24 protein-coding genes are annotated in these 24,690 nt (G+C 70.8%); 11 read left to right on the top strand and 13 right to left on the bottom strand.

All coding sequences use genetic code 11. The features are described from left to right. Positions 1-1,283, top strand: a 1,283-nt coding sequence (locus ABWI04_RS09615; RefSeq protein WP_502913126.1) for a TerD family protein, incomplete at its 5' end; no start/stop codon positions are given. Positions 1,284-1,549: 266 nt separating this feature from the next. On the opposite strand, the gene ABWI04_RS09620 is transcribed toward ABWI04_RS09615, so the two are convergent. Then, positions 1,550-2,974, bottom strand: a complete 1,425-nt coding sequence (locus ABWI04_RS09620) for an MFS transporter (RefSeq protein WP_353832119.1) — start codon at positions 2,972-2,974, stop codon at positions 1,550-1,552. 272 nt (positions 2,975-3,246) lie between these two features. Between ABWI04_RS09620 and ABWI04_RS09625 the strand changes: the two genes are divergently transcribed. After that, positions 3,247-5,199, top strand: coding sequence for a SpoIIE family protein phosphatase (locus ABWI04_RS09625; RefSeq protein WP_345179502.1), 1,953 nt, complete (start codon positions 3,247-3,249; stop codon positions 5,197-5,199). Between the two features lie 29 nt (positions 5,200-5,228). Here ABWI04_RS09625 and ABWI04_RS09630 read toward each other — a convergent pair whose 3' ends face one another. The 3 genes from ABWI04_RS09630 to ABWI04_RS09640 all read right to left on the bottom strand — a co-directional run bounded on the left by ABWI04_RS09630 (position 5,229) and on the right by ABWI04_RS09640 (position 8,551). Next, the gene (locus tag ABWI04_RS09630) at positions 5,229-6,356 is read right to left on the bottom strand and encodes a hypothetical protein (RefSeq protein WP_345179503.1); all 1,128 of its coding nucleotides are present in this window, start codon (positions 6,354-6,356) and stop codon (positions 5,229-5,231) included. Between the two features lie 189 nt (positions 6,357-6,545). Next, a complete protein-coding gene (locus ABWI04_RS09635) occupies positions 6,546-7,514 on the bottom strand; it encodes a suppressor of fused domain protein (protein WP_345179504.1) in 969 nt (322 codons plus the stop codon). 422 nt (positions 7,515-7,936) lie between these two features. Next, positions 7,937-8,551: a TetR/AcrR family transcriptional regulator gene (locus ABWI04_RS09640; protein WP_345179505.1), complete on the bottom strand. Its 615-nt coding sequence runs from the start codon at positions 8,549-8,551 to the stop codon at positions 7,937-7,939. Positions 8,552-8,763: 212 nt separating this feature from the next. Here ABWI04_RS09640 and ABWI04_RS09645 point away from each other — a divergent pair, with 212 nt between their 5' ends. Next, complete coding sequence (locus tag ABWI04_RS09645; RefSeq protein ID WP_353832120.1) at positions 8,764-9,276, top strand: hypothetical protein; 513 nt, start codon at positions 8,764-8,766, stop codon at positions 9,274-9,276. Positions 9,277-9,387: 111 nt separating this feature from the next. Here the strand turns inward: ABWI04_RS09645 and ABWI04_RS09650 are convergent, their stop codons facing one another. Both ABWI04_RS09650 and ABWI04_RS09655 read right to left on the bottom strand, forming a co-directional pair. Further along, the gene (locus ABWI04_RS09650; RefSeq protein ID WP_345179508.1) at positions 9,388-9,897 is read right to left on the bottom strand and encodes an SRPBCC family protein; all 510 of its coding nucleotides are present in this window, start codon (positions 9,895-9,897) and stop codon (positions 9,388-9,390) included. Beyond that, the gene (locus tag ABWI04_RS09655; RefSeq protein WP_345179510.1) at positions 9,894-10,256 is read right to left on the bottom strand and encodes a metalloregulator ArsR/SmtB family transcription factor; all 363 of its coding nucleotides are present in this window, start codon (positions 10,254-10,256) and stop codon (positions 9,894-9,896) included. Before ABWI04_RS09655 ends, ABWI04_RS09650 begins: the two co-directional genes overlap by 4 nt. A gap of 158 nt (positions 10,257-10,414) precedes the next feature. Between ABWI04_RS09655 and ABWI04_RS09660 the strand changes: the two genes are divergently transcribed. The 4 genes from ABWI04_RS09660 (at position 10,415) to ABWI04_RS09675 (ending at position 15,715) form a co-directional block, all read left to right on the top strand. Next, positions 10,415-10,795 carry a nuclear transport factor 2 family protein gene (locus tag ABWI04_RS09660; protein WP_345179511.1) on the top strand — a complete coding sequence of 127 codons (381 nt, stop codon included), beginning with the start codon at positions 10,415-10,417 and terminating at the stop codon, positions 10,793-10,795. Between the two features lie 370 nt (positions 10,796-11,165). Continuing rightward, positions 11,166-14,546, top strand: a complete 3,381-nt coding sequence (locus ABWI04_RS09665) for an NACHT domain-containing protein (protein WP_353832121.1) — start codon at positions 11,166-11,168, stop codon at positions 14,544-14,546. A 194-nt stretch (positions 14,547-14,740) separates the two neighbouring features. Further along, entirely contained in the window at positions 14,741-15,079 is a 339-nt protein-coding gene (locus ABWI04_RS09670) for a hypothetical protein (RefSeq protein WP_353832122.1), read from the top strand. Positions 15,080-15,241: 162 nt separating this feature from the next. Then, positions 15,242-15,715, top strand: coding sequence for a hypothetical protein (locus ABWI04_RS09675; RefSeq protein WP_345179517.1), 474 nt, complete (start codon positions 15,242-15,244; stop codon positions 15,713-15,715). A gap of 93 nt (positions 15,716-15,808) precedes the next feature. Here the strand turns inward: ABWI04_RS09675 and ABWI04_RS09680 are convergent, their stop codons facing one another. After that, complete coding sequence (locus tag ABWI04_RS09680) at positions 15,809-16,003, bottom strand: DUF397 domain-containing protein (RefSeq protein WP_353832123.1); 195 nt, start codon at positions 16,001-16,003, stop codon at positions 15,809-15,811. Further along, a complete protein-coding gene (locus ABWI04_RS09685; protein WP_345179519.1) occupies positions 16,000-16,815 on the bottom strand; it encodes a helix-turn-helix domain-containing protein in 816 nt (271 codons plus the stop codon). The genes ABWI04_RS09680 and ABWI04_RS09685 overlap by 4 nt, the downstream gene beginning before the upstream one ends. A gap of 106 nt (positions 16,816-16,921) precedes the next feature. On the opposite strand from ABWI04_RS09685, the gene ABWI04_RS09690 reads away from it, so the two are divergent. Together ABWI04_RS09690 and ABWI04_RS09695 are read left to right on the top strand one after the other, a co-directional pair. Further along, positions 16,922-17,344: an ATP-binding protein gene (locus ABWI04_RS09690; protein ID WP_353832161.1), complete on the top strand. Its 423-nt coding sequence runs from the start codon at positions 16,922-16,924 to the stop codon at positions 17,342-17,344. A 234-nt stretch (positions 17,345-17,578) separates the two neighbouring features. Further along, complete coding sequence (locus ABWI04_RS09695; RefSeq protein WP_345179522.1) at positions 17,579-18,031, top strand: hypothetical protein; 453 nt, start codon at positions 17,579-17,581, stop codon at positions 18,029-18,031. Positions 18,032-18,116: 85 nt separating this feature from the next. On the opposite strand, the gene ABWI04_RS09700 is transcribed toward ABWI04_RS09695, so the two are convergent. Together ABWI04_RS09700 and ABWI04_RS09705 are read right to left on the bottom strand one after the other, a co-directional pair. After that, entirely contained in the window at positions 18,117-18,851 is a 735-nt protein-coding gene (locus tag ABWI04_RS09700) for a DUF6069 family protein (protein WP_353832124.1), read from the bottom strand. 5 nt (positions 18,852-18,856) lie between these two features. Next, on the bottom strand, positions 18,857-19,855 hold the full coding sequence (locus tag ABWI04_RS09705) for an RNA polymerase subunit sigma-70 (protein WP_353832125.1): 999 nt from the start codon (positions 19,853-19,855) through the stop codon (positions 18,857-18,859). Between the two features lie 332 nt (positions 19,856-20,187). On the opposite strand from ABWI04_RS09705, the gene ABWI04_RS09710 reads away from it, so the two are divergent. Continuing rightward, complete coding sequence (locus ABWI04_RS09710) at positions 20,188-20,598, top strand: hypothetical protein (protein WP_353832126.1); 411 nt, start codon at positions 20,188-20,190, stop codon at positions 20,596-20,598. A 643-nt stretch (positions 20,599-21,241) separates the two neighbouring features. Then, positions 21,242-21,970 carry a hypothetical protein gene (locus tag ABWI04_RS09715; protein ID WP_353832127.1) on the top strand — a complete coding sequence of 243 codons (729 nt, stop codon included), beginning with the start codon at positions 21,242-21,244 and terminating at the stop codon, positions 21,968-21,970. Position 21,971: 1 nt separating this feature from the next. On the opposite strand, the gene ABWI04_RS09720 is transcribed toward ABWI04_RS09715, so the two are convergent. The 3 genes from ABWI04_RS09720 to ABWI04_RS09730 all read right to left on the bottom strand — a co-directional run bounded on the left by ABWI04_RS09720 (position 21,972) and on the right by ABWI04_RS09730 (position 24,642). Further along, entirely contained in the window at positions 21,972-22,772 is an 801-nt protein-coding gene (locus ABWI04_RS09720; RefSeq protein WP_353832128.1) for an NUDIX domain-containing protein, read from the bottom strand. Between the two features lie 86 nt (positions 22,773-22,858). Beyond that, positions 22,859-23,116, bottom strand: coding sequence for a hypothetical protein (locus tag ABWI04_RS09725; RefSeq protein ID WP_353832129.1), 258 nt, complete (start codon positions 23,114-23,116; stop codon positions 22,859-22,861). Then, positions 23,113-24,642, bottom strand: coding sequence for a putative sodium/potassium/calcium exchanger (locus ABWI04_RS09730; protein ID WP_353832130.1), 1,530 nt, complete (start codon positions 24,640-24,642; stop codon positions 23,113-23,115). The genes ABWI04_RS09725 and ABWI04_RS09730 overlap by 4 nt, the downstream gene beginning before the upstream one ends. Between the last annotated feature and the right edge of the window lie 48 nt (positions 24,643-24,690).

Genomic DNA, 24,690 nt, shown 5'->3' on the forward strand with positions numbered 1-24,690 from the left:
CGTGGAAGCGGCTCGGCGAGCGGCTCCACCCGCACGAGCACCCGAGGTGGGCGGGGGCGGCGGACGTGTTCGCGGTCGCGCGCGGCGAGAAGAAGGCGCCGTCGTTCGCGGCGCGCTTCGAGGCGCGGCTGGCGGACGGCGACGTCACGGGCGCGGCGCGCGTGGCGGCGGGCGCGCCCGGAACGCTGTTCCGGTCCCTGGACCGGCTGCTGCGCCTCGCGCCGGATTCCCGGGACGCGGTGCTCGACACGGCCGAGTCGGTGATCGACCGGGTGTCGGGACGGGTGCTGCTGTCGGTGCGGGAGCACCTGCTCAACCGCGCCGGCGAGCCCGGGCGGACGCGGCTGTTCGCCAACCGGCTCGGCCGCGGCGCCGCCGTGCCCGACACCCGCCCGCCCCTGGAGCCGGACGCGGCGGAGCGGCTCGCGGCGATGCTGGAGGACGAGATCCGGGGCCGCCTCCCGGCCGTCGGCCGCCTGGTCGTCGACCCCGACGTGCTCGACGTCGCGCTGCCGCTCAGCGGGAAGGCCGCCGGGAAGGGGCTCGGCGTCCTGCCGCGCGGGTCGGTGACCCCGGTCGACGGCGAGCTGCTGCGGTTCTTCGTCTACTGGCGGCAGCACGAGCACAGGACGGACTTCGACCTTTCCGCGCTCATGCTCGACCAGGACTACGGCAGCCCCGAATGGCTGTCCTACACCAATCTCAGCACCGTGGCGGGAGAGCATTCCGGCGATATCACCGACGCGCCCGAAGGGGCCTCGGAGTTCATCAACCTGACCCTGGCGAAAGTCAGGGCCCGGTTCGTCGTCCCGCAGGTGAACGTCTTCTCCGGGGAGGGATTCGAGGAGGTCGAGGAGTCGTTCTTCGGATTCATGCTGCGCGACGCGGAGCAGCGGGGGCGTCCGTTCGAGGCGCGGACCGTCCGGATGAAGTCGGACCTGCGCGGGCCGGGCAGGATCGCGCTGCCGCTGGTGTTCCTGCGCGGCGACGACGGCCGGTGGCGCGCCAAGTGGCTGCACCTGCACCTGGGAGGCGCGACGAACTTCAACCGGGTGGAGGACAACCGCGTGACGACGTCGACGCTGCTGCGCGGCATCGTGGAACGCCGCCACCTGACCGTCCGCCACCTGGTGGACCTGCTCGACGCCGGAAAGACGACCGTCTGGGACGGCACGGCGCCCGGCGAGCCGGTCACGTTCATCGGCCTGGAACGCCCGGACGGCCTGCACGCGGATTCCACGGTCTACACGCCGGAAAACCTGAGTGACCTGATCCCGGCCTGACTGCTAAAGTCGCCGTGCGAGGCCATGAAAGGGCTTCCTTCTCATACCTACAGATGAAACCAGCCCTTTCGCTTTCCTCGCTTCTGACAGAAACGGGCGCGCCTTCCGGCGCGCCCGTTCTGTTTCGGTCACTGGCCCGAGCCCCGCGACGCGGCCATAGCGGATCCGTGAACGAGCACCGGGCGGGAACGCGACCGGGGCGGGCGACCAGTGAGTGGCGGCGGAAGCCCCGGCATGACCGCCGTCGTCGCGGCCGGGGCCGTGCGTCACGCGATCGCGGGCTCCTCGGACCGGGCCGCTCCCTGAGGCCGCGGCAGGAACGGGACGATGGCCGTCCCGGCGGCGGTGATCGCGGCCGCGACGAGGAAGGCGGCCGCGTAACCGTCCACCAGGTCCGGCCCGGTGTGCGCGGCGGCGGTGCCGAGGACGGTGAGGCCGATCGCGCCGCCGATCGTGCGGGACGTGTTGACGACGCCCGCGACCGCGCCCGCCTCGGACGAGCTCGCGCCGCTGGTCGACGCCTCCACCAGCGGGGTCATCAGGAGGCCGAAGCCGAGGGCCATCGTCGCGCCCGGACCGAGGATCGCGGTCAGGAACGTTCCATCGGAGTCCAGCACGAGGCTCTGCCAGGCGAAGCCCGCCGCGGCCATGACCCCGCCGATGCCGGCGAGGCGCCGGGCGCCCATCCGGGCCATCAGGGGCGGCGCGAGCCGCGAGCCGATGATGATCCCCGCCGTGTGCGGCAGGAACGACAGGCCCGTCCGGACCGCGCTGTAGTGCAGGACGTTCTGCATGTAGAGCGACAGGAAGTACCACAGCGCGAAGCCCGCCATCGTCCCGACGAGGGTCGCGAGGTTGCCGACCGCGACACTGCGCAGCCGGAACAGCCGCAACTGCACGAGCGGCTCGGGAGTGCGCGCCTCGACGGCGACGAACGCGGCGAGCAGGACGACGCCGACCGCGACCGGCACCACGCCCCTCCAGCCGTGGTCCCCGGTCTCGCCGATGCCGAACGCGAGCAGGCCCACGCCCGCGGTGACGAGGACGGCCCCGGGAAGGTCGAGGCGGCGCCGCCCGGCCGCGTCGCCGTCGCCGCGCAGCCAGCGGGCGGCGACGGCCGCGACCGCCGCGCCGACCGGCACGTTGATCAGCAGCACCCAGCGCCAGCTCAGGTAGTCGGTCAGCAGCCCGCCGACGAGGCCGCCGGTCGCGCCGCCCGCGGTGCCGACGGCCGTCCACATGGCGATCGCCTTCGTCCGGGCCGGGCCCTCGGGGAACGTCCCGGTGATGAGCGACAGCGTGACGGGTGCGAGGATCGCCGCCCCGAGGCCCTGGAACGCGCGCGCGCCGATCAGCATGGCGCCGTCCTGCGCGAACCCGCCGACGAGGCTGGCGGCGGTGAACAGGCCGAGCCCGGTGATGAAGACGCGCTTGCGACCGAACAGGTCGGCGGCGCGCCCGCCGAGGAGGAGGAACCCCGCGAAGGTCAGCGAGTAGGCGTTGACGACCCACTGAAGGCCCGTCGCGCCGAGGCCGAGGCCTTCGCGGATGTGCGGCAGGGCGACGTTGACGACGGAGATGTCGAGGACGACGAGGAACTGGCCGATCGACGCGGCGAGCAGCGCGGCCCAGCCGGGGGTCCTCGCCCCGGCCGGTCGCGCCGCCGCCTCGGCGGTGAGGTCTGCGGTCATGCGTCCATGCTGGTCGCCGGGCCCGGTCGGCCGCGTCGGTCCGCGGTCCCGTCCGGTGAGGTCCGTTCGGCCTAGGACCAGGCGGCGCGCGCTGGCGGCGTCCCGGCGCGGCCCGGCGGACGCGCCGGGCCTGGCGCGGAACACCCCGGGTATGAATGAATCTCCTCGACGCAAGCGGGTACCGGATGCTTGCGCAACGAGTGCGTCACAAGGTGTTAACCCGGATGAGTCGGAAACAAAGGGACGCACGGAGGTGACCATCCGGAGGGTTGATGCGAGAGTCCGCACGCGACGAGGACATGGACAGGCTCACCGGCGACGCCCGGACCGTCCGCCAGGTGTTCGAGGCGATCCCGGCCGCCGTCGCCGGGGTCGAGAGCCCCGGCGAGTACCGCCTGGTCGCGGTCAACGCCGCCTACCGCGCGCTGGTGGAGCGGGACGAGGTGCTCGGCCGCTCCACCTCCGAGCTGTTCCCCGAGCTCGTCGCCCAGCAGCTGTTCGACCTGTTCGACCGTCCGTTCCGCACCGGGGAGACGGTGACGGCGCGCGAGTGGCGGATCCAGCTCCCCCGCGAGACCGGCCCCGACGAGGACGTCTACATCGACTGCACGATCGTCCCGCAGAAGTCCGCGACCGGGGAGGTCGTCCGGCTCGTGGCGTTCGCGCAGGACGTCACCGAGCGGGTGCGGGAGCGGCAGGCGGCGCGCCGGGCCGCCGAGGAGGGCCCGGTCGAGCCCGCCGACGTCGTCGGGGTGCTCCAGCGGCAGCTGCTGCCCGCGGGCCTGCCGATCCTGCCGGGCCTGCAGATCGGCGGCAGCTACCTGCCCGCGGGCGGCGGTTCGGCCGCGGGCGGCGACTGGTTCGACGCCGTCCCCCTGCCGGACGGCCGGACGGCCCTCGTGGTCGGGGACGTGGCCGGGCACGGCGTCGAGGCGTCGGCGGCGATGGGGCGGATCCGCGCCGTCCTCGAAGACCGGCTCGACCTCACCGGCGACATCGCCGAGGCGCTCGCCGCCGTCGACCGGCTGGCCGAACGCCTCCCGGCCGCGCGCGCGGCGACCCTGTGCGTCGCCGCCGTGGACCCGGCGGACGGGCGGCTCACGTACTGCACGGCCGGGCATCCGCCGCCGCTGCTGATCCCGTCCGCGGGCCCCGCCCGCTACCTGCGCTCGTCCGGCGGCGGACCGCTCGGCACCGGGACCGGCTTCCCGCTCGCCGAGGACCGCCTCGCCGTCGGCGACCAGCTCCTGCTCTACAGCGACGGCATCGTGCGGCGGCCGGGCCAGGAGGTCGCGGCGGGGACCGTCGAGCTGGCGGAGGTCGCCGCGGACGTCGCCGCCGGGCGGGCGCTGCGCGAGGACTGGCTCGCCGCCGTCGACCGCCTCACCACGCAGACGCTGGAACTGCTGGTCAGGACGTCCGGGCACGACGACGACATCGCGCTGCTGGCCGCGCAGCGGACCGCGCCGCACGCGCCGCTGCTGCTGGACCTGCCGGCCGAGTCGGAGGCGATCCCCGCCGCCCGCAAGGCCCTGGACGAGTGGCTGTACGACCTCGGGGCCCGCGCCGAGGACGTCATCCTCCTGCGGCACGCGATCGGCGAGCTCGTCACCAACGCGGTCGAGCACGCCTACGACGGCACACCCGGCGCCGTCCGGATCCGGGCCGAGTGCACCGGGCGCGGCGGCGTCGAGATCGAGGTCGCCGACGACGGCCACTGGCGCGAGCCGTGGCAGCCCACCGAGGACCGCGGACGCGGCCTGGCCATGGCGAGCGACTTCGCCGACGACCTGCACGTCGAGACGGGCCCGCGCGGCACGACGGCGACCGTCCGGCACCGGCTGACCCGTCCCGCGCGGCTGCTCACCCCCGGCGAGGTCACGCCGGCGCCGGACCTGTCGGACCTGCCGAACCTGCTGCTGATCCTGGATCAGCCCTCGGAGGGGAACCCGCGGATCCGCCTGGACGGCCCGGTCGACGCCGCCACCGCCGAGCAGTTGCGCGAGGAGCTGGTCGTGCGCACCCGCGGCGGCACCATGCCCCTCACCGTCGACCTGACCGGCGTCACGCACCTGTCCAGCGCGGGAGTCGCCGTCCTCTACGAGGCCGAGATCCGCACCGACTCCCCGGGCCGCCCGTTCCTCCTGTACGCCCCTCCGGGCAGCCCGGCGCAGCACGTCATGGCGATGGTCGCCCTCCCCCACACCACGGCCGAACCCGGCTAGCGGACCTTGCGGGAGCCGCCCGCCGGCCGTCACAGAACGAATCGTTCCGCACGGAAGCGCAGATCTTCCCGGCCGGCGAGTTCGGCCGGGAAGTCGATGTTCCACCTGTCGGTGTCCCAGACCTGCGCGAGCCGGCCCTCGGACGTCACGGCATAGATCGACTTCTTGTCGCCGGCGGTCTCCCTCACGAAGACGGCGGGGGTCTGCCGGAAACGCACATCCGGCTGGTCCGTGCGCTCCGCGGGGAAGTCGACGTTCCAGCCGTCGGTGTCCCAGATCTGCACGAGACGCTCGTCGAACGTCACCGCATAGATCGACTTCTTGTCGCCGGCGACGTCCCTTCCGAATACAGCGGGATCGCCCCCGAAACGCAGACCCGACTGGCTCGTCTTCTCCACGGGGAAGTCGAGGTTCCATCTGTCGGTGTCCCAGACCTGCGCGAGCCGCCCGTCGGTGGTGATCGCGTACAACGACTTCTTGTTGTGAACGGCATCCCTTCCGAAAACGGCTGGACTTCCCTGGAATCGGAGGTCCGGGTGGCCGGCGAGTTCGGCCGGGAAGTCGATGTTGCCGCGCGTTATCTGCGCCAGCCGCCCATGGGCCGTGATGGCGTACAGCCCCACGAGACCCGCCGCGGGCAGGTCGGCCAGATCGGGGATGTCGAAAAGCGCTCCGAAGAAGGCCGGGTTTCCCGTGTAGCGTTCATTGCCCGCCGGGAACCCGAAGAAGCCGACTCGCCAGGCCGAGGAGTCCGCGACCTGGGCCATCCGGGCGTCGCTTCTCAGCCACACTATCTTCTTGCCGGCCACGGCGTTCCCGGCCAGTGCGGCAGGAGTCCCGTCGTCGAAACGCAAGCCCGGCTCCCCCGCCAGGTCGGCGGGGAAGTCGAGATTCCATCTGTCGGTGTCCCAGATCTGCGCGAGCCGCCCGTCGTCCGTCACGGCGTAGAGCAGCTTCTTGTTGTTCCCGATCTCTCTCGGGATGACCCCTGGCGCGGTTTTGAAGCGCAGGCCCGGCTGGGCCGTGCCGTCGAGCGGGAAGTCGACGTTCCATCTGTCGGTGTCCCAGATCTGTGCGAGACGACCGTCGGCAGTGATCGCGTACAACGATTTCTTGTTGTGAACGAAATCTCTCACGAAAAGCGTTACGGGCGCCATCTCCGCCGCCTCCCATGCCCGCCTCGACCGAGGGTGGGCGCATTGGATCATGTCTCTGGAGTTCAGGGCATGTCCGCAAGCTATCCCGGCTCCGGCGCGGAGGAGAAGACTCTAAAAGCCATTCTTGGGCCGCCATGCGGGGGAAATCTCCCTACCGCGTCCGTCGCCGACCGGTCCGAGGGAGACGCCCTAGTCGACCACGTTCACCGTCAGGGGCCCGACCCGGTACGTCCCGGGCCGCGGCCGGAGGGCCTCGGCGACGGCGCGGGCCACTCCGTCCGGCATCGTGATCTCCAGTGCCTCGCCGGTGCGGGAGTGGCGGAACTCCCGCCCCGGGAGGAACACGACGGGCTCCCCCGGACCGCGCAGGATCAGCGGGTTCCCGTGCGGCAACCGCCCCGGCAGCACCTTGGTGAACTGCGAGACGTGCTGGACGCCGAGCTCCAGCGTGACCCCGTCCGAGGTGTCGGCGGCCAGCCGCTGGAAGAACAGGAACCCCGTCCCGGCGCCCTCCCGCGCCGAACCCTCGCGGACCGCCCGCGCCACGTCGGGCAGGTCCGCCAGCGACATCCGGCCGAGGTCGGTGATCAGCATCGGCAGGTGCGGGGCCATCGCCTCCACGAGCCCGTCCACATGCCACGCCTGCGCCGCGTGCAGCTCGTCGGTGGTGAGGCCGACGAACTGCAGGAAGGTGATCTCCCCCAGCTCCGTCCGCGCCCGCCCGAGCTCCGGGTCCAGCACCAGCCCCCCGGCCCGGACCTCGGAGTCCGGGCGCTCGGGGTCGAGCGGGTCGGGCAACTCGATGTAGTGCCCCACCTGGAAGTCGTTGCCGCTCCTCACCACGTACGACGCCAGGTGCTCCAGCTGCGCCAGCGCCCAGTTCGGCGCCTCCGTCTCCTCCGGCCGCCGCGGCACCCGCAACGTGAACTCGTACCCGCGCTCCTCGTACGGCGCCGTCAGCGCGTACCCGACGAGATGCCAGTGCGGAACGGGCTCGTCCCGCGGATAGATCGCGATCGTGTTGGTGACGAACCGGCCCATCGGCATCGGCCCGGCGGGCCGGTACGGCATGGGAGCGTCCCACTCCAGCCGCGCCGCGTCCCCGTACCGCGCCTTGAGCACGCCGTCGATCGCGTTCCACCCGTCCAGATTGAGCATCCTGTTCCCTTCGTCGATCTACGCCCCCTACCGACGCGCCAACCTCGCCCGGGGTTCAACCGTCCGGCAGAAAACCGCGCACGGCGGCGGCCTTCTGCCGGACGAGGCTCACTTGACCTTGTAACTCCACCTGTTCCCGCCCCGGTAGAACTTCTTGACAGAAGCGCCGGGCCGGACGACCTCATAGAGGTTGCCTCTGCACTTCATATCGATGTACACCCAGAGGCGCTTGCTGGAGCGATTCTTCATCGATCTGAACGGAGTGCCGTGGTAACAGGCCCCGCGCCTGGCCGGGCTGCGGCCGGGGTCTCCCTTTTCTTGGGTCACTTTGCCTTCCGAAGGCTAGAAAAGAGAAGGCGATCCCCTTCAGGGCCCTAGGGCCCTATCAACGGAGCCGGGGGCCCTATCGGCCCCCTCGGCGTTCACCGGGTCGGGGGGCGCAGGCCGTCCAGGATCAGCTGGGCGATGCGAGCTGATCGGTCCGGGTCGGTTTCCGCGCCGGCGTGGCGGATCGCGGCGAAGGCGCCGGCGACCAGGGCCATCACCTCGTCGGCGGTGACGTCGTCGCGCACCGTTCCGGCCGCGTGCGCGCGGCCGAGCAGGTCGGCCACGTGGCGGGTGAGGTCGGCCGCGACGTCCGGGGCGGCGGTGCGCAGGTCGAACTCGGCGGCCGCGAGCGCGCTCTTCACGGCCGCGTTCTCGGCCCCCGCGGCCACCATCCGGGCCAGCAGCGTGAAGACGGCCTCGGGGTCGCCGGCGGCGGCGAGCGCCTCCGCCTCCGCCGTCAGCCCTTCCAGCATGTCGATCGCGACGGCGAGGTACAGCTCCTCCTTGGCCGGGAAGTGCCGGTGGACGGTGCCGGGGCCGACGCCGGCGCGGCGGGCGATCTCGTCGAGCGAGACGCCCAGCCCCTCCGTCGCGAACAGCCGCTGAGCGGTCCGCAGGACCCGCTCGCGGTTGCGGCGCGCATCGGCCCGCAGCCCCCGGTCGCGCCGCGGGACCGCCGAGGGCTCGGAGTCAGGTGGCCGTCTGGACATGTCGCCCCCCAGCCTAACCGGGGCGCCGCACCGGATCCTCCGCGATCCGCCGGACCGCGGCTCAGGGGAGGCGAAAGGACGCACCAGTCGTTTGCCGGGAAGGCCGCGCTCGGCACGGTAAGACCCACGGCCGTGGAGAACCACGAGCCATCGACAAACAACCCCGGTGCACGTGCCAGGCACGCGCACCTCGACCAAAGAGGGAATCCGACATGGACAGGTTCTTACTGATCTCGCGGGACACGTTCCGGCGGATCTCGACGAAAGCGCGTCTGCCGATCTCGCTCGCCCTGGGCGTCGTCACCGGTGCGGTCGTCGGCGGCCTCATCGACGGCCTGGACTACCTCGCCTTCATCGCCGACCTCCACCACCGCCACGAGATCGACGCCTTCGCGTTCCGCTACCTCGACTTCCTTCTCAACCGCGTCATCGAGGGGGCCGGCATCGGCGCCGTCTGCGGCCTCATCGGCACCCTCGGCGTCGTCATCGGCACCCTCGGCGCCTTCACCCGCCCCGGCGTGCGGAAGATCGTCCTCCGCGTCGCCGGTGGTGCCGTGATCGTCGGAGTCGTCGCCTGCATCGGGTTCGTCGCCCTGGCCGCCATCGGCATCGCCGTCCACGGCCCGGTCGGCCCTCAGGGCTTCGTCTCTCCCGGCGACTTCCTCATCAGCCTCTGCAGCTGCGCTGCTGGGCTCGTCGCCGGTGTCGCCCGCACCGACGACTGACTCACCCGCGGGCCTGGCACCCACCAGGTCTCGCTCACCGGGGGGCCTGGCCTGCCAGGCCCCCCGTACCGTCTTCTTCCGTCCCGGCCGAACGCTCGGGAGGGCCGCCGGTCAGCGGGCGGGGTCCTGCTTGATCTGGTCGATGAAGTACGGCTTCATGGCGGGATAGTAGGCGTCGAAGTCCGGCTCGGGGGAGCCGTCGCGCGCGGCCACGAGCCTGTCCAGGTAGTACTCCCAGCCCGGACCGTTCTCCCCGATCTGCTCCTCCTTGTCGAGATGCTCCACGAACCGCAGCTGGGTCGAGCCGTCCTCTTCGGACAGCAGCAGCTCGATGCGCCAGGTACCGAACTCGTCCGTCGCCGAGAGGGCCAGGCGCCGCGGAGGCTCGCATGCCTCGATGCGCATGTCGCACCACGGCGCCTGGTCTTCGAACGCCATCTGAACCTGGATCGTCCGGCCCGGCGCGGCGTCGCCCTTCCATGGGCCGAACCAGCGCGCCGTGCGCTCGGGCTCGGTGACGCTGGCCCAGACGTCCTCGACGGATGCCCGGAACGACCGGGTCAGGACGAGATCACTTCCCGTCGCGCCGCGAACCAGCCTGCCGGTGGGTCGGGGATTCATGCGGTGTTCTCCTTCTTCTCGTCGGAGGTGCTGGAGACGCGGCGTTCTCGGCGGGTCCGATGGACCTCGGTCTCCAGCGCGTCGAAGCGGTGCGTCCAGCCGTGGGGTTGGACGAACTGGGCGAGCCACGCGGAGAGCGGGGTCAGCTGCGCAGGATCGATCTCGTAGAGCCGTTCCCTGCCGACGAGTTCGTCCCGTACGAGACCGCTTTCCCGGAGCACGCGCAGGTGACGGCTCACCGCCGGCCTGCTGATCTCGAAGTGTCCGGCGATCTGCCCTGCCGTGAGCCGCTCACCGCGCAGCATGACCAGGATCTCCCGGCGCACCGGGTCCGCGATCGCTCTCACCACGTCGTCCACGGTGAAAGCGTAACCTACAGGTTACGCTTTTGCCACCGGCCCCATCGCGGCGAAGCACAACCGGGGCGCCGCACCGGATATCGTGGGGGCTAACCGGGGCGGCGCACCGTTTAGCTCCGCGCCGCTCGTCACGTACCGGCCACGAGGAGACCGCACCGATGACCATCCGCGAGGACGCCGGCGCCCTGGTGCGACGGATGCAGGAATGCTTCAACAGCCGGCGGTTCGACGAGGCCGCCGCTCTGCACACGCCCGACTTCTTCAGCCACCCCCTCGGCGCCGGGATCGAGGCGGGCACGGCGGCCTGGCGTGTGCTCGCCGCCCGCTTCCCCGGCATCCGGGTCGTCGCCCAGGACATCCTGGTCGACGGCGACAGGGCCGCCGTCCGTTCGGCCGTCGAGGGCCTCGCCCTCCCCGATGGCGCCGCGCGCCCCGAACTGTTCGAGATCTTCCGCTTCGAGAACGGCCGCTTCGCCGAGATGTGGGGCGCCAGCACCGGTTTCCCGACCGCCACCAGCCCCGAGGACCTGCTCACCTGACGCGCCGACGGCGACCGACAGCGGCCGGTTCCGCGACTCGTCCGGCGAATTGCGGTACAGCACAGTTGAGTGGTGTTGCCGGGCTTGACGTCGAGCGGCTGGGGGGCTTACTGCTGTGCGCAGGCTGAGATACGCGGGGCACGTTCTGCTCGGGGCGTCGCTGACGGTCGTGATAGGCGTGGCGATCAACCAAGTCCTCAACGACAACAAGCTGAGCTGGAGTTGGGGATACTTGGCGCTGGTGGCCACGGTCTTAGGCGCGCTGGTCGAGGTCGCCCCGCAAGCGGCCGCGCCCTCCCAGGAAACGGCCGCTTCTCCTCCCCCTTCGAGAGGGCGGAGGAGACGGTCACGACGCGGGTATCTGCGGCGGATGCGTTCGGCGGTCGACCAGATGGAGACGATAGGGCTGGTCACCCAGGCCGAGTACGTGCTGCGGACCCGCCAGGTCTACGTCGACGTGATGCTGCGGCCGAGGCCGGTGGCCGACACGGTCACGGACACCGGCATCGGCTCCGTCTCCTCCACGGAGGCCGGGCGGCGCGCGTCGCTGGCGTCCTTCCTCACGCCGGGGCGGGTGCTCGCGGTCCTCGGCGCCGCAGGGTCCGGGAAGACGACACTGGCCCGCTACACCGCCCTGGAGATGGCGGAGCGGCGGGAGCCGTGGCGCCGGCGCCACGGGCTGCTCCCGGTGCTGCTCTATCTGCGCGACCACGCCGAGGCCATCGCGGACGGAGAGCCCGAGGGGCTCGCACAGGTCGCGGTGACCGCGCCTTGGCTGGACGGCGCCGTCTCGGCCGAGTGGCTGGACGAGCGGCTGCGGCAAGGCCGGTGCGCGGTCCTGCTGGACGGCCTGGACGAGGTGGCCGACACCGGGGACCGCGGCCGCGTGGTGCGGTGGGTGGAGGACCAGATCAGCCGCTACCCGGCCAACGCCTTCGTGGTCACCTCCCGTCCGCTCGGGTACGACGCCGCCCGGCTGTCGCGCGCCGACGTCCTCCAGGTGCAGCGGTTCACCAACCAGCAGATCCGCGACTTCCTGCACGCCTGGTACCGGGCCATCGAGCGGCGCGCGCGGCACGGCGATCCGGAGGAGATCGACCGGATCGCGGCGCTGGCGGCCGACGACCTGTTCCGGCGGATCAGCGGCCGTCCCGTGCTCGCCGACCTGGCCGCCAACCCGCTGCTGCTCACCATGATCGCGAACGTGCACCGGTACCGCGGCAGCCTCCCCGGCAGCCGCGTCGCGCTCTACGAGGAGGTGTGCCAGGTACTCCTCCACCGCCGCCAGGAGGCCAAGAGGCTCCCCGACTGCGACGTGGACGGGCTGAGCGGGGACAAGAAGGAGCGCATCGTCCAGGAACTGGCCTGGTACATGATGCGGCGCGAGCTGCGCGACATCGAGGCCGAAGAGGCCGAGCGCGCCGTCCAGGCCGTGATGGCGCGGACCGCGCCGGACGTCACACCCGCTGCCTTCCTGCTCCATGTCAAACGCAGCGGCCTACTGCTGGAGCACCAGTACGGCCGCTACGGTTTCGCGCACCTCACCTTGCAGGAGTACCTCGCCTCCATGCGCGTGCCCGCGCACGCGTCCCGGCGTGAACTCCTCATGGACAATGTCGGCAATCCCTGGTGGCGGGAGGTGACGCTCCTCTGGGCCGCCCGTGCCGACGCCAGTCCCGTCGTCGAGGCGTGCCTGGCCGATCGGACGGTCCCAGCGCTCAACCTCGCCTATGCGTGCGCGGAGGAGGCCCGCGAACTCGACCCCGCCCTACGCGCGCGACTCGACCGGCTGCTGCGGTCGGAGAACCGCGACCCCGAGGAGATCCGGCTGCTGGACGGAGTCACCGCGGCCCGGGCCCTCCAGGACGCCCATGTTCTGGAGGACGGCACCCGGCTCTGCGCCCATCCCGTCCCGGACGACCTCTGGAGACGCTTCGCCGCCCGCACCGAGGACCGTCACGCGCCGGACAACGCGTCCGGCGATCTTTGGACGAAGGACATCAAGGCCTTCCTCACCTGGCTCAACGGCCTGTTCGGCGACGGCACCGCCTACCGCCTGCCCACGCCGGCCGAGGCGCGCCAGGCCCTCGACCGCGACCTCTACCCCGGGGCCACCGGCGGCGCCGGGGCGGTCCTCTACGCCGCGGACCAGGACTGGGCCCGCCCCAACGGCCAGATCCATCTCATCTCCTCCCCACCGGATGCAGCTCCGCACTGGCCCACCCGGAAGCAGATCGACTCCTACCCGGCCCTCATCATCGAGCAGACCCACCTCCTCTTCCGGCTTCTCACGCCCGCGGCGCCGGCCGTCCTCCCCGACCTGCTGGCCTTCGCGCGCCCCCGCGACCCCAGCCGGGCCGAAGACCGGTTGCTGGAGGCGCTCGACCTGGCCTTCGATCTCACCTTCGCCAGTGAGCGCGTCATCGACGCCGCCCGCGGCCGCCTCAGCGAGCGCGCCGCCGACCTCGGCTTCGACGCTCTTCCCGACCAAGTCGATCAGCGTGCCATCGCCGGCCTCCGCGACCGCGCTCTCGGCCACGCCACCGCGCTCGGCCGGGAACTCGGCCGCGATCTCGCCTCCGGTCACCGATGGTTGTCCTTCCACAACGGGACCGTTCTCGCCTCTCTGGCCGGCACTCTCTTCGAGGTCGTTCACCAGCAGTCCCACGACATCGTTCGGGACCACCCCTCCCTTGATGCCCTCGCCCTCAGAAGCCGCTCCGTCCACCCATTCACCCCCGCCCTCGCGCTCGGCGGCCTCGACGTGGCCCTGATAGACGATCTCGACCGCGCCATGGCCGCCGCGCGCAAGCTCGCAGACGCCGTCAGGCGACGCTCTACCAGCGGCCGCGTCGGTGCCGTCGCAGAGGAGATCGCCACGCGCATCCAGCGGCTCCACGCCGAGAGTTTCCGTAGTTCCGGTCCCCTCGTCCCCATCAGGAACTCCACCATGGTCGGCGGCGGCGCCAACTCGCGGGACACGGGCATCGATCACGTCCTCCACGTCCTCCGCGTCCTTCACCGACTTGCCGGTTCGGCGGAAGCCCTGCACGATCTCGACACCGACGACGGACCGGTCCCGGCCCTCGCGAACGAGCTCCACCAGGCCCTGGACCGCGCCCGCGACCACGCCCTTTTCCTTGCCGAGTTCAAGGACGGCGAGCCTGGTCTCCGCGCGCCTGACTTCACTGCGGAAGAGCTCGTGAAAGACCTGATCCTGGCGCGTCTCATCTTCGCCAACGAGCTGGGAACGAAGGGGATGGACGTCGTGGCGAGCACGGCTCGGGCGTGCCTCTCACTGCGAAACGCGTTCGCGGCACCCGGGCCCCGGCACACGGGAGAGTCTCCGAGGCGCAGGATCGGATGGACGATGGCCTCGTTCATCCGCGACGAACTGCCCTCCTCCGCCACCTACCCGCCCGCCCGTGACCCGGAAGTGGTCCTGAAGGACGCCCTGCACCGCGCGAACACGATCGACGCGAAAGAGGCCACGGACCTGATCGGCAACGCGATGCGACTTGCCGCGCCTCTCTGGGAACGGACACGCCCCAGCACGAGAAGCAGCGTGGTGTTGGCGGTCACCTCGCTTCTGGGCGCACTTATCGCCAACGAAGAAGAGAGAGCGGACGAGGAGCTCGCAAGCCATCTCTCAAGTGCCCTGAACGGGCTCATCGCGTTGACGCCGGACTCGGACATCCCTGCCTCCGACGAGCCGCCCTCGGGCAAGCTGCTGGTCCTGGCACGAGCCTGACCGCGATCGACAGGCATCGCGGTCAGCGACTCCGCACCCCTGCTTGTACGCGTTTACCCGGATGTCCGTCCCGCTCGACATCAATTACTCTACGTATTCGAACAGGAACTTTAAGTGATGGCGCTGTCGTCCGACGTGCACGCGCACCGCACCCGGACGACTGACGCCATCCGGACTCCGACTAAGGACATGCCATGATCGCGAGCACGCGACTCGCTGTGGCCGCACTCGCGGCCGCGGCGGCCTCCTTCGCGGGGCTGACCCCCCTGACCGCTCTTCCCGCCCACGCCGCCCCGACCGTCCAGGCCGTCGGGCAGGCCGGCAAGAGGATCGTCTGCTCGACGTACCGGTCCTCGGACGGCAAGCGCATCGGCGTCAACTGCGACGCGGGCCGCTACTACGTCGTCGGCACGGCGTGCGGCCCGGGACACTGCACCACCATCGGCGGACCCGTCGTGGACGCTCCCGCGATCTCCTGGGCCTACGCGGGCAGTGGCTACTTCGGCGGCGACATCCGCGCGGTCTTCGTCTGATCCGCGATCGGTCCGCACCGCCGGAGCCACGGCTCGATCGGCGCTCAGGGCCGCGCTCGGTACGGTAGGTCCCAGAACCGTGGCCAAGCCACGAACGCTCAACAAACGACCTTGGTGCACGTGCCAGGCACGCGCACCCCGACCCAAACAGGGGGCAACACCATGAACAAGCCTCAGTTGGTCTCGAACGCAGTGGGCGCCCTCGCCGGAGCGATCCTGGGAGGCGTCATCGAGGGGCTGAACTTCGCCGTCTTCCTCGCCGACCACCACCGCACCGGGGCCGACCCCTTCGAGTCCGGCGACTTCGACTACCTCGCCCTCAAGGCCATCGTCAGCGTCGTCGTCGGCATCATCGGCGCCGTCGGCGGCGTCTTCCTCAGCACCTACGACGGCCCTGAGACCCCCGGCGGACGGAAGCTCTTCATCCGGATCTCCGCCGGCATCGTCATCGCGGCCGTCGCGGGCTGCGTCGTATGCGTCGTCGTCGCCGCCTCCGGCGGCGTCGTCGTCCCCATCACCGGGTCCCTCGGAGCAGGCGCACTCTCCAGCAACCTCGGGATCGTTCTCACCACCATCAGCGGCATGGCCGCGGGAGGCGTGGTCGGTACCGTCCGCGCCGTCCGCGCCGCCAACTGACCCACCTGCGAAGCCCGGTACCCCCGGGCCTCGTTCGACGGGGAGCCTGGCACTGCCAGGCTCCCCGTTCTCGCCGCTTACACGCGAGGCTGGTCAGCGGGCCGAGTCCTGTTTGATCTGCTCGATCAGACTGGCGAACTGGACGCTGGAGAGCGTGAGGTGTCCCCCGCCCGGGTCCTTGCTGTCCCGCACCCCGATCCCCACCCCTGGCGCAAGTCGTCCCAGCTCAACACAAGCCTTGTCGTCGACGCCGCCGCTGTGCGTGCTTTTTCGCCACTGGACGATCATGCGTACATCTCCAAGTATTTCTTGACGATCTCGCGCGAGCCATCCTCCGAGAGGGCCTTCACGCCGATACGCTCAAATTTATCCCCCATCTGACGAACGTCGCTCGGCGATTCGATCAGGCGGCCTCCGCCCTGGGCGCCCGCGTAGGCGACATCACGGGTCTCCAAGCGCATGATCTGCAACGATCCGTCCACGCCAACGGTCGCGCCCGAAGCGAAAGGAACGATCCGCAGGCTGACATGGGACTCATCAGCCATCTTCAACAGGTGGCGAAGCTGCTCCGCCATGACCGCCCTGCCCCCGACGAGGCGAGCCATCACACCCTCGTCCATGATCACCCAGAGGTCCGGAAAGTCTTCCCGATCAAGGATGGCGGCCTTGCGCTGCGCACGCTCGACCATCTCGCCTTCGACGTCTCTCGTGGACCCGGCCTCCACGAGGGCGCGCGTGTATTCCTCGGTCTGGAGCGCAAGGGGTACCGCTTGACCGTGATAGGCCCTGATGGCCGAAGCCTGCTTCTCGTACTCGGAGTACTGCCGGAACCAGTTCGGGTCATGCGCCAAACGGGCAAACCATAGCAAGAGCTGCAAAAGTTTCCCAGTTCCGTAGTACTCATCCAGCTTGGCTACATGATCTTCCTGGGGGCGCTGCCGACCTGCCTCCATATTGCAAACAGACGACCTGGCCACTCCGATGATCTTTCCGACCTGAGTGAGAGACAGGCCAGCCTTCTCGCGAAGGAACCGCAGATAGAAGGCCAGGAAATGATAGATCGACAGCCTCGGCTCGATCGGGTCCCGAACGATCGGCATGACAACTCCTGTTTGGATTCGTTTGGCTGTACATCCGAACCCTAGAACTGCAAGTGATCCTTGTCACAGGAAATCAAAATCTCGGACAAGGACGGGGACGATCGTGATGACGGCGACCGGAGATCTACTCATGCCCCTTATGGGCACACCGTCCGCAGTGGGGCTGGCTCGCACCCTTGTGGACGCGAGAATCCGCAATTGGAGCTATTCACACATTCTCGACAATGCGCTTCTCGTCGTCTCGGAGCTCGTCACGAACGCGGCCCGGCAGACGCCGCACAAGGAGATCCGCCTCCAGCTCAGCCGGGACGCGCACGGCATCGTCATCGCCGTCTGGGACGCCGACTTCGCCCTCCCCCAGGCCAAGCCGATGAAGGAACTCACCCTCGAAGATCTCGACCTCTCCCATGAGGCGTTCGACGACAACGGCGGCTGGGGCCTTCACATCGTCCAGGCGCTGTCGAGCCAGTGCGGCGTCACGGGAGACCCGGCCGGCGGCAAGTGGATCTGGTCGCGCATCCACCCCTGACCTGTCCGGGCGATGCCGGATGCGCGGCGCGCCGCCCTCCGTGAAGCCATGCACCGACTCGCCCGGGTCACCGACCGATCGCGAGACGCGGTACAGGCCGCGCCGGGCGTTGCCGGGAGGGTTTCGCTCGGCACGGTAGAAGCCCAAGAACCGCCATTGACCACTGGCGGTCGTACAAACAACCCGGTGCACGTGCAAGGCACGCGCACCCCGACCCAAACAGGGGGAAACACCATGAACAAGCGCCTGTTGAGCTTGCTCGCTCTGGGCACCGGTGGCGGCGCCCTCGTCGGAGCCGTCATCCAGGGCCTGGACTACGCCGTCGTCCTCGCCGACATGCAGCACCACGGGCGAGACCCCATGGAGTCCGGTGACTTCGGCTACCTCGGCGCCAAGATCATCACCGGCATCCTCATCGGCGCCGGCTGCGGCATCTTCGGCGCCTGCCAGAGAGCCTTCACCGCCTTCGACATCGCCGACGAGCGGAAGGTGACCATCCACATCGCCGGCGGTGTCGTCTTCACCGGGGTCGCCGCCTGCGTCGCGAGCATCGTCATGGCCGCCTTCGGCCTGCCCCTCGCCGACGTCCTCGACCCCATCGATGACGCCGGCGTCCGCGGCGCCTTCAGCGGCATCTGCAGTTACGCCGCGGGGATCCTCGTCGTCGCCCTCGACACCGACGACTGACTACTCACGGCCCGGCACACGCCAGGCCGAGCTCGCCGGGGGCCTGGAATCACCAGGCCCCCGTTCGCTTGTGACGCCGGAACGCTCAGCCGGTTCGGGTGCGGAGGCTTCTCGCCAGGGTGGGGATCATCACCGTCGCGGGGAGGAGGTGCAGCCCGAGGAGGGCCGTGGTCGTGGCGGTGTCGGCCCCGGCGAGGAAGGGCGGGACCAGCGAGATCACCGTCAGTGACACCGCCGTCCACACGAATCGCTCGGCGGGGCGCGCGCTCCAGCGAAGGAGAGCGAGGGCGATGCCCATGCCCACGACCGAGAAGAAGCCGGTCACCACGGCGAACCCGGGCAACGGAATCGACTCGCCGCCATCGGGGATCTCGAAGTCGACGCCGGCGGCCTGGGCAAGCGCGGCGGCGAGGGTCGTGGCCGCCATCGCCGCGAGCGTGGCGACGAAGCCGGTGACGACGAGGCGGCGGATGCGGCTTGTCCGGCCCGAGGTCCGGCCTGCGACGGCCCCGGTGTCATTCATGTTCATGTCGTTTCTCCGCATTCGGTAACGGGCGTACGGGGTGTGGTGTCCGGCAGGTGACGGCCCTGGCTCCGGGGTGACGACGCGCACCCTCGCCGTGCGACGGCCGGGGTTGCGCAGGGCGCGGACGCCGGTGCCGCGGAGCCAGAACCCGGCGTCGCGTCCGAGGACCGGTCCGGGCTCGCCGTCGCGCAGCTCCAGCTGCACCCGCCCCTGGGTGACGACGAGGAACGCGTCGCGCCACTCCGCCGCGACCACCGCGACCCGCCCGCCACCGCGCAGCGCGAGCGTTCGCACCGGGACTACTCCGTCCCGACCGCCGGCAGGCGCTCGGGCAGCCCGAGACTCGGGAACCGGTCGTCGTGGAAGGTGACGATCTCGGTGATCGCCCCGCCGGTGACGCGCAGGACGTCGATCGTCAGCGGCAGGTACGCGCCCTCCCGCTCCCGCCAGAGATAGAAGGCGACGGCGGGCTGCCGGTTCACGGAGGTCTGGACGGCGCGCAAACCCGTCAGGTGCTCGAAGCCGTCCTCGACCCAGTCCTTCACCACCGCGTCGCGGCCGGCGTTCAGGCCCGGCGTGGGCGGCATCGAGCAGCGGACGTCGTCCCGCAGCAGCGCGGCGAGCCCGTCGACGTCCGTGGCCACGCTGGCGTCGGTGAAGCGGCGCACCAGCTCGCGCGTCCCGGCGTCGTCCTCGCCGCCGGTCCAGTCCTGCCGCTCGGCGGGGAGGTGCTCCCGCATGCCGGCACGGGCCCGCTGCAGCATGCTGTTCACGGAGTTGACGGATTTCCCGAGGAGCTCCGCGACGTCCTTCGCCGGCCAGCCGAGCACGTCCCGCAGGATCAGCACGGCCCGCGGGCGCGGCGCCAGATGCTGGACCGCGACCAGGTACGCCAGCTCGATCGTCTCCCGCGCGACGGCGACGGCCTCCGGCTCGTCCGCGTCGCCCGCGGGCAGCTCGTCGAGCAGCCGGTCCGGGTAGGGCTGCAACCACAGCACCTCACCACCGGTCGCGGGCTCCGGGCGGCGCTTGGCGAGCAGGTCCAGGCAGGCGTTGGTGGCGATCCGGTACAGCCAGGCCCGGAACGTCGACCGCCCCTCGAAGGTCTCCCGGCGGCGCCAGGCCCGCAGGAACGTCTCCTGCACGGTGTCCTCGGCGTCCTCGAACGACCCGAGCATCCGGTAGCAGTGCACGTGCAGTTCCCGCCGGTGCCGCTCCGCCAGCCCCGTGAACGCCGGCTCGTCGACCTCGCCCAGCCCGCTCACGCCCGGCTCCTCCGACCGCGTGTCCGCACCCATCACGTCATCCTCCCCCTCGTCGTGTCCTGTCACAGGTATGACGGCCCCGGACGCGACAACTCATCACCAGGGCCGGTCGGCGCGGCTCCGGATCGGCGCTCTCATCCGAGAGCGCGCTCGATCGATTGCCGGGAGGGCGATGCTCGGCACGGTAGGACCCAAGCATCGTGGTGGGACCACGAGCGCTCGACAAACAACTCGGTTGCCCGTGCAAGGCACGCGCACCCTGACCCAAAGAGGGGAACACGATGAAAAAGCGTCAGCCGCTCTGGAGGACGGTTCGGCAGAGTTCGACGGACCTGTACCGGCGGGCCACGGCGAAGAGGATCCGAGTGATCTCGATCGTCATCGGTGCCGTCTTCGGCGCCGTCGTCCAGGGCATCGCCATGGGGGTGAGCTGGATGGGGGCCGCCGGCTCCACCGACCTCGACCTTCTCGTCTCCGGTGCCATCCTCGGCGCCCGCTACGGCCTCATCTCCGGCGTTTGCGGCGTCCTGATCGGCGCTTGCGCCCCCGGCACGGCCGACCAGCGGGAGGCGGCCTCCCGCACCGCCGCCCGCATCACCACCGTCGGAGTCGCCGTGAGCTTCGTCATGGCCGCCTTCGGCATCGCCGGCCTCGACATCGCCAAGGGGCACCCCACCTTCTGGCTGGCTCTGCCCGTCTTCTGCGGCGTCGGCACGGGCATGGTCGTCGGCATCCGCGACGCCGTGGCCGTGACCAAGGCCGCGGCCGACGTCTGACCCACTCGCAGGGCCTGGCACCGGCCAGGTCCAGTTCTCGGGGGGCCTGGCACTGCCAGGCCCCCCGACGTCCTTTCCGCGCTTCTCGTCGTCCCCCACTCGTCGGCGACGCGGCGTCACTTGTGGCCCGGCCTGCGGAAAGTGGGTCTGGTGGCGCATCCGCCCGTGTCCTTCCCCCCGAACATCGAGTACGCGGCGTGCCGCCGCCCTGGGGAGGGGTCATGACGGCGGCACGCCGCGCTCACGGACGAACGCGACGGCGCCTGAACAGACGGCGCCCCGGCCGCATCTAACGTTCGGGTCGACTCCACTGCACGGATTCGGCCAGATCATGCACCATGGTCCCGGGCCCATCCGGGCCGGTGTTTCGGACGTCCACAGCGACACCCCTGAGGAGCCCTTGGTGACAGGTCCCGGTGGTCCGTCATGGGGACCCGGCGGGCACAGACCGCCCCCGATTCCGCCGCACAGTCAGCCGCCTCATCCCGGATACGGGGCACCGCCGCCCCACTATCAGCCTTACCCGCCTTACCCGGGGCGTCCCCACCCGCCGCAGCCTCCGCCCCCGCACCCGCCGTATCCGCCCCCGGGATACCAACCGCCCCCGGGATTCCAGCCGCCCCCGCCGCGTCCGCCGTCGCGGATGGGACGGGGCATCCGGAAGGTGAACCCGTTCCGCGTCGCGCAGAAGGCGTTCCGGCCTTCGCGGCCGGACCTGATCGTCGACGCGCGCGTCCGGAAGCTGCAGGTCCTCCGCGCCTGGGCGGGCATCGTGGTGACGGTCGCCGTGGCCGCCGTCTACAGGGTCACCGCCCCCAAGGAACTGGCGAGCGAGCGGTTCGGCGACGCCTGGATCAACGTCCTGATCCTCACGTGCGTCCTGCCCCTGGTCGTCGGGGGCTTCGTGGTGGCCGCCCGGCCGCCGAACCGCGGCGCGTTCGCGCGCCGGCTCCGCTACCCCCTGATCGCGGTCGGCGCGATGTTCGGCTCCATGTTCACGTTCGTGCTCGCGGCCGTCCCCGATCTGGAAGGTGTGCGCGACGCGGCCGGGCCGGTGGTGATGGTCCCCGTGGGCGTGGTCCTCTTCCTCTGGATGCTCCCCTTCACCCTCTACGGCATCGTCCTCTCCCTGACCAACGTGTTCCGGACGGCCGACATCCACGAGCTGGTGCCGCCCCTGGTGAGCGTGGCCGCGTCCTGGGTGATGGCCGTGGTGAACGTGTTCGACGACTCCTTCAAGGGAGTTCCGAACCTCCTGGCCTTCGCGCTGATACTGGGAGCGCCGGTGACGGTGTCGGCCCTCGCCTACTACGAGGTGCGCAGGCTGCGCCTCCTGCACAGCATCACCTTGCGCAACACACTGCTGCGCTGACTCAGCGGGATTCCTCCCACCCGTGGACGCTGAACGCCTCCCCGCGGCCGATGGCTGCGAGGACCTGCGCGCAGTGGGGAATCAGGTCAGGCGGTGGCTCCGCCGGATCGATCCACAGCGCTTCCGAGGCCTTGTCGGGTTCGGCCGCGCGCGGTTCGCCCGCCCAGTTCCGAAAGGTGAACCAGTAGTCGCTGACGGCATGGCAGGGGCCGGGCAATGACGCGGCGGTGCGGTGCATGACATGGCTGAACACGGCATCGTCGCGATGCAGCGTCACGCCGGTCTCCTCCCATGCCTCGCGGATCGCCGCCGCCAGGACGTCTTCGCCGGGCTCGATGCGCCCGGCGGGCGGGCACAGCCAGCCGTCGCGGTAGCCGGTGTTGAAGCGGCGCAGCATCAGCACCGCCCCGTCGTCGCGCCGCAGCAGGACGTGCGGCGCGATGAACGAGCCGTGCCAGCCGTTCGCGGGCATCGCGGCCACCTCGCGGCCGGACACGACGCCGAGCCGCCTGGCCAGGTGCTGACCGGCCTGTTCAGGGCCTCCGGCCAAGTCGACCATGGGCACGGCGGCGGACAGGATCACGTCGGCCAACTCGTCCAGGACGTCCGCGACGGTCTTGTGGACGCCCTTGCGAGGATTGCCGCCGGTCATTCCCAGATAGGCCTCGACGACCTCGCCGACCTCCTCGGCGACCTTCATCACCAGCGCGTGCGTCGGCACTTCAGCAAGGTAACCGCCCCGGATCCGCGCGGAATCGGCCCAGAACCCACCGCAGGGCTCAGCCCCATCAACGTTCACCACGCCGCGACCCTAGACCGCCCGGCACCCCCGCACCCCCGTTTCTCGAACATCTGGTCGAAGGTCGACCCCGCAGCGATCGGGCGGGGTCACTCCGGCGGTGGGGTGAGCTTGGCGGCTATGGCGTAGTCGATCTGGATGTCCTGGTAGGTGGTGTGGGACTCGACCTTGTCCGGGAGGTTGGTGCGGGCGCTTCCGGAAGCGGACTCGTCGGACGAGCCCTCGGTGAACGTCACCGAGACGTCGGGGACCACTTCGAAGCGGAGTTCGTCGGCCTTCACCCTGGCGGTGAAGAGGATGTCCGCCGTGCTCTGGATCTCTGCGTCCGGGAGGTCGCCGGGGCTCATGAGCGCGTGCCTTGCTGGGAGAGCATCCGCAGGAGTGCCTTGCCGAGTTCGCGCACGGAATCCTCGGTCTCGCGCAGGGCGCCCTGAAGGGCCGTGATCTCCTGCTCTCCGTCGGACGTGCCCGCGCCGCTGTCCGTGTTCTTTTCGCCCTCCGGCTTGTCCTCCTCGTCGCCCGAGGAGGCGTCCGACTTCACTTCCTCCTCGCCCCGCTCGGAGGAGTCCTCAGACTCCGCTCCCTCCTCGTCCCGGTCGGAGCTGTTCTCTGGCTTCGCCTTCTCCTCGTCCCGCTCGGAGGAGTCCTCGGAGTCCGTTCCTTCCTCGTCCCGGTCGGAGGAGTTCTCTGACTCCGCTCCTTCCTCGTTTCGGTCGGAGGAGTTCTCGGAGTCCGCTCCCTCCTTGTCTTGGTCGGGAGGGTTCTTCGGCTCCGTGCCCTCTGTGTCCTGCTCTGACGAGGCTTTGGGCTCTGCCTGCTCCTTGCCTTCTTCGGAGGAGTCCTCGGACGTCGCCGTGTCGGTGGCGCCTTTCGCGGTTTCGGCCGTTTTGCTCACCGTGTCCTCGACGCCCTTGCCGGTGGCTTCGGCGACCTGTCCGGCGCCCTTGCCTGCGTCCCGGACGCCCTCGCCTGCGCCTTCGGCGGCTCGGCCCGCGCCCTTGCCCGCCTCGCCGACGCCCTCGCCTACCTGTCCGGCCGCGCGGCCCGCGCCCTTGCCTGCTTCGCCTACGCCCTCGCCCGCGCCCTGGCCCACTTGTTCGGCGGCTCGGCCCGCGCCCTTGCCCGCTTCGCCGACGCCCTCGCCCGCGCCTTCGCCCACGTGCTCGGCCGCTCGGCCGGTGCCCTTGCCGACCTGGCTGACTCCCTCGCCCGCGCCTCGGCCGACCTGGCTGACGCCTTCGCCCGCGCCCTTGCCGACCTCGCTGACGCCTTCGCCCGCGCCCTTGCCGACTTCCTTGACCGCGCCGCCCGCGCCTTCACCGACGTCCTTCACCGCGCCGCCCGCGCCCTCGCCGACGCTCTCGACGGCGCCGCCGGCTCCGCGGCCGACGTCCTCCACGGCGCCCCGGGCGCCCTTGCCGACCTCGCCCACGGCGCTGCCGGTGCCGGAGCCGATGTCGCTCACGGCCGACTCCAGTCCGCGTCCGATGTGCTGGAGGATCTCCGGGTTGCGGTCCAGGGTGGTCAGGACGCGGTCGACGATGATGGCGACGTTGTCCAGCCGGACCTGGAGCTCGGCCTCCGCCTCGACGCCCTTGATCTCCAGTTTGACCCTGCCGAGGTACACGTCCGCGCCGACGTTCAGCTTGAGCAGGTCGAGGACCTCGGCGACGAGCGAGACGTGCGCCTCCAGGTTCTCGACCTCCAGCGAGATCTCCTCGACCTTGACCTGCGGGACGTCGAGATGGACGTCCGGGCCCTCCGCGGGCTGCGCCCGCCGGTCCGGCTGGATGGTCTTTCCGGTCAGGCCCTCCGAGTCATCGCGGGACTCGTTCCGCTCGCGATCAGGCTTGCCGGACGCGCCGTCGCTCATCGTTCCCCCCGATGCTCGATCCTGGTCCCGGGGACGTCCTTCCCCCTC

The sequence above is a fragment of the Actinomadura sp. NPDC000929 genome (genome assembly GCF_040492065.1).
Taxonomy (GTDB): domain Bacteria; phylum Actinomycetota; class Actinomycetes; order Streptosporangiales; family Streptosporangiaceae; genus Spirillospora; species Spirillospora verrucosospora.

Bases quoted from the DNA above. Each gene is read 5' to 3' on its own strand.
- ABWI04_RS09620 (WP_353832119.1), bottom strand. From the start codon at position 2,974: ATGACCGCAGACCTCACCGCCGAGGCGGCGGCGCGACCGGCCGGGGCG.
- ABWI04_RS09625 (WP_345179502.1), top strand. From the start codon at position 3,247: ATGCGAGAGTCCGCACGCGACGAGGACATGGACAGGCTCACCGGCGAC.
- ABWI04_RS09630 (WP_345179503.1), bottom strand. From the start codon at position 6,356: ATGGCGCCCGTAACGCTTTTCGTGAGAGATTTCGTTCACAACAAGAAA.
- ABWI04_RS09635 (WP_345179504.1), bottom strand. From the start codon at position 7,514: ATGCTCAATCTGGACGGGTGGAACGCGATCGACGGCGTGCTCAAGGCG.
- ABWI04_RS09640 (WP_345179505.1), bottom strand. From the start codon at position 8,551: ATGTCCAGACGGCCACCTGACTCCGAGCCCTCGGCGGTCCCGCGGCGC.
- ABWI04_RS09645 (WP_353832120.1), top strand. From the start codon at position 8,764: ATGGACAGGTTCTTACTGATCTCGCGGGACACGTTCCGGCGGATCTCG.
- ABWI04_RS09650 (WP_345179508.1), bottom strand. From the start codon at position 9,897: ATGAATCCCCGACCCACCGGCAGGCTGGTTCGCGGCGCGACGGGAAGT.
- ABWI04_RS09660 (WP_345179511.1), top strand. From the start codon at position 10,415: ATGACCATCCGCGAGGACGCCGGCGCCCTGGTGCGACGGATGCAGGAA.
- ABWI04_RS09665 (WP_353832121.1), top strand. From the start codon at position 11,166: ATGCGTTCGGCGGTCGACCAGATGGAGACGATAGGGCTGGTCACCCAG.
- ABWI04_RS09670 (WP_353832122.1), top strand. From the start codon at position 14,741: ATGATCGCGAGCACGCGACTCGCTGTGGCCGCACTCGCGGCCGCGGCG.
- ABWI04_RS09675 (WP_345179517.1), top strand. From the start codon at position 15,242: ATGAACAAGCCTCAGTTGGTCTCGAACGCAGTGGGCGCCCTCGCCGGA.
- ABWI04_RS09680 (WP_353832123.1), bottom strand. From the start codon at position 16,003: ATGATCGTCCAGTGGCGAAAAAGCACGCACAGCGGCGGCGTCGACGAC.
- ABWI04_RS09685 (WP_345179519.1), bottom strand. From the start codon at position 16,815: ATGCCGATCGTTCGGGACCCGATCGAGCCGAGGCTGTCGATCTATCAT.
- ABWI04_RS09690 (WP_353832161.1), top strand. From the start codon at position 16,922: ATGACGGCGACCGGAGATCTACTCATGCCCCTTATGGGCACACCGTCC.
- ABWI04_RS09695 (WP_345179522.1), top strand. From the start codon at position 17,579: ATGAACAAGCGCCTGTTGAGCTTGCTCGCTCTGGGCACCGGTGGCGGC.
- ABWI04_RS09705 (WP_353832125.1), bottom strand. From the start codon at position 19,855: ATGGGTGCGGACACGCGGTCGGAGGAGCCGGGCGTGAGCGGGCTGGGC.
- ABWI04_RS09715 (WP_353832127.1), top strand. From the start codon at position 21,242: ATGGGACGGGGCATCCGGAAGGTGAACCCGTTCCGCGTCGCGCAGAAG.
- ABWI04_RS09725 (WP_353832129.1), bottom strand. From the start codon at position 23,116: ATGAGCCCCGGCGACCTCCCGGACGCAGAGATCCAGAGCACGGCGGAC.
- ABWI04_RS09730 (WP_353832130.1), bottom strand. From the start codon at position 24,642: ATGAGCGACGGCGCGTCCGGCAAGCCTGATCGCGAGCGGAACGAGTCC.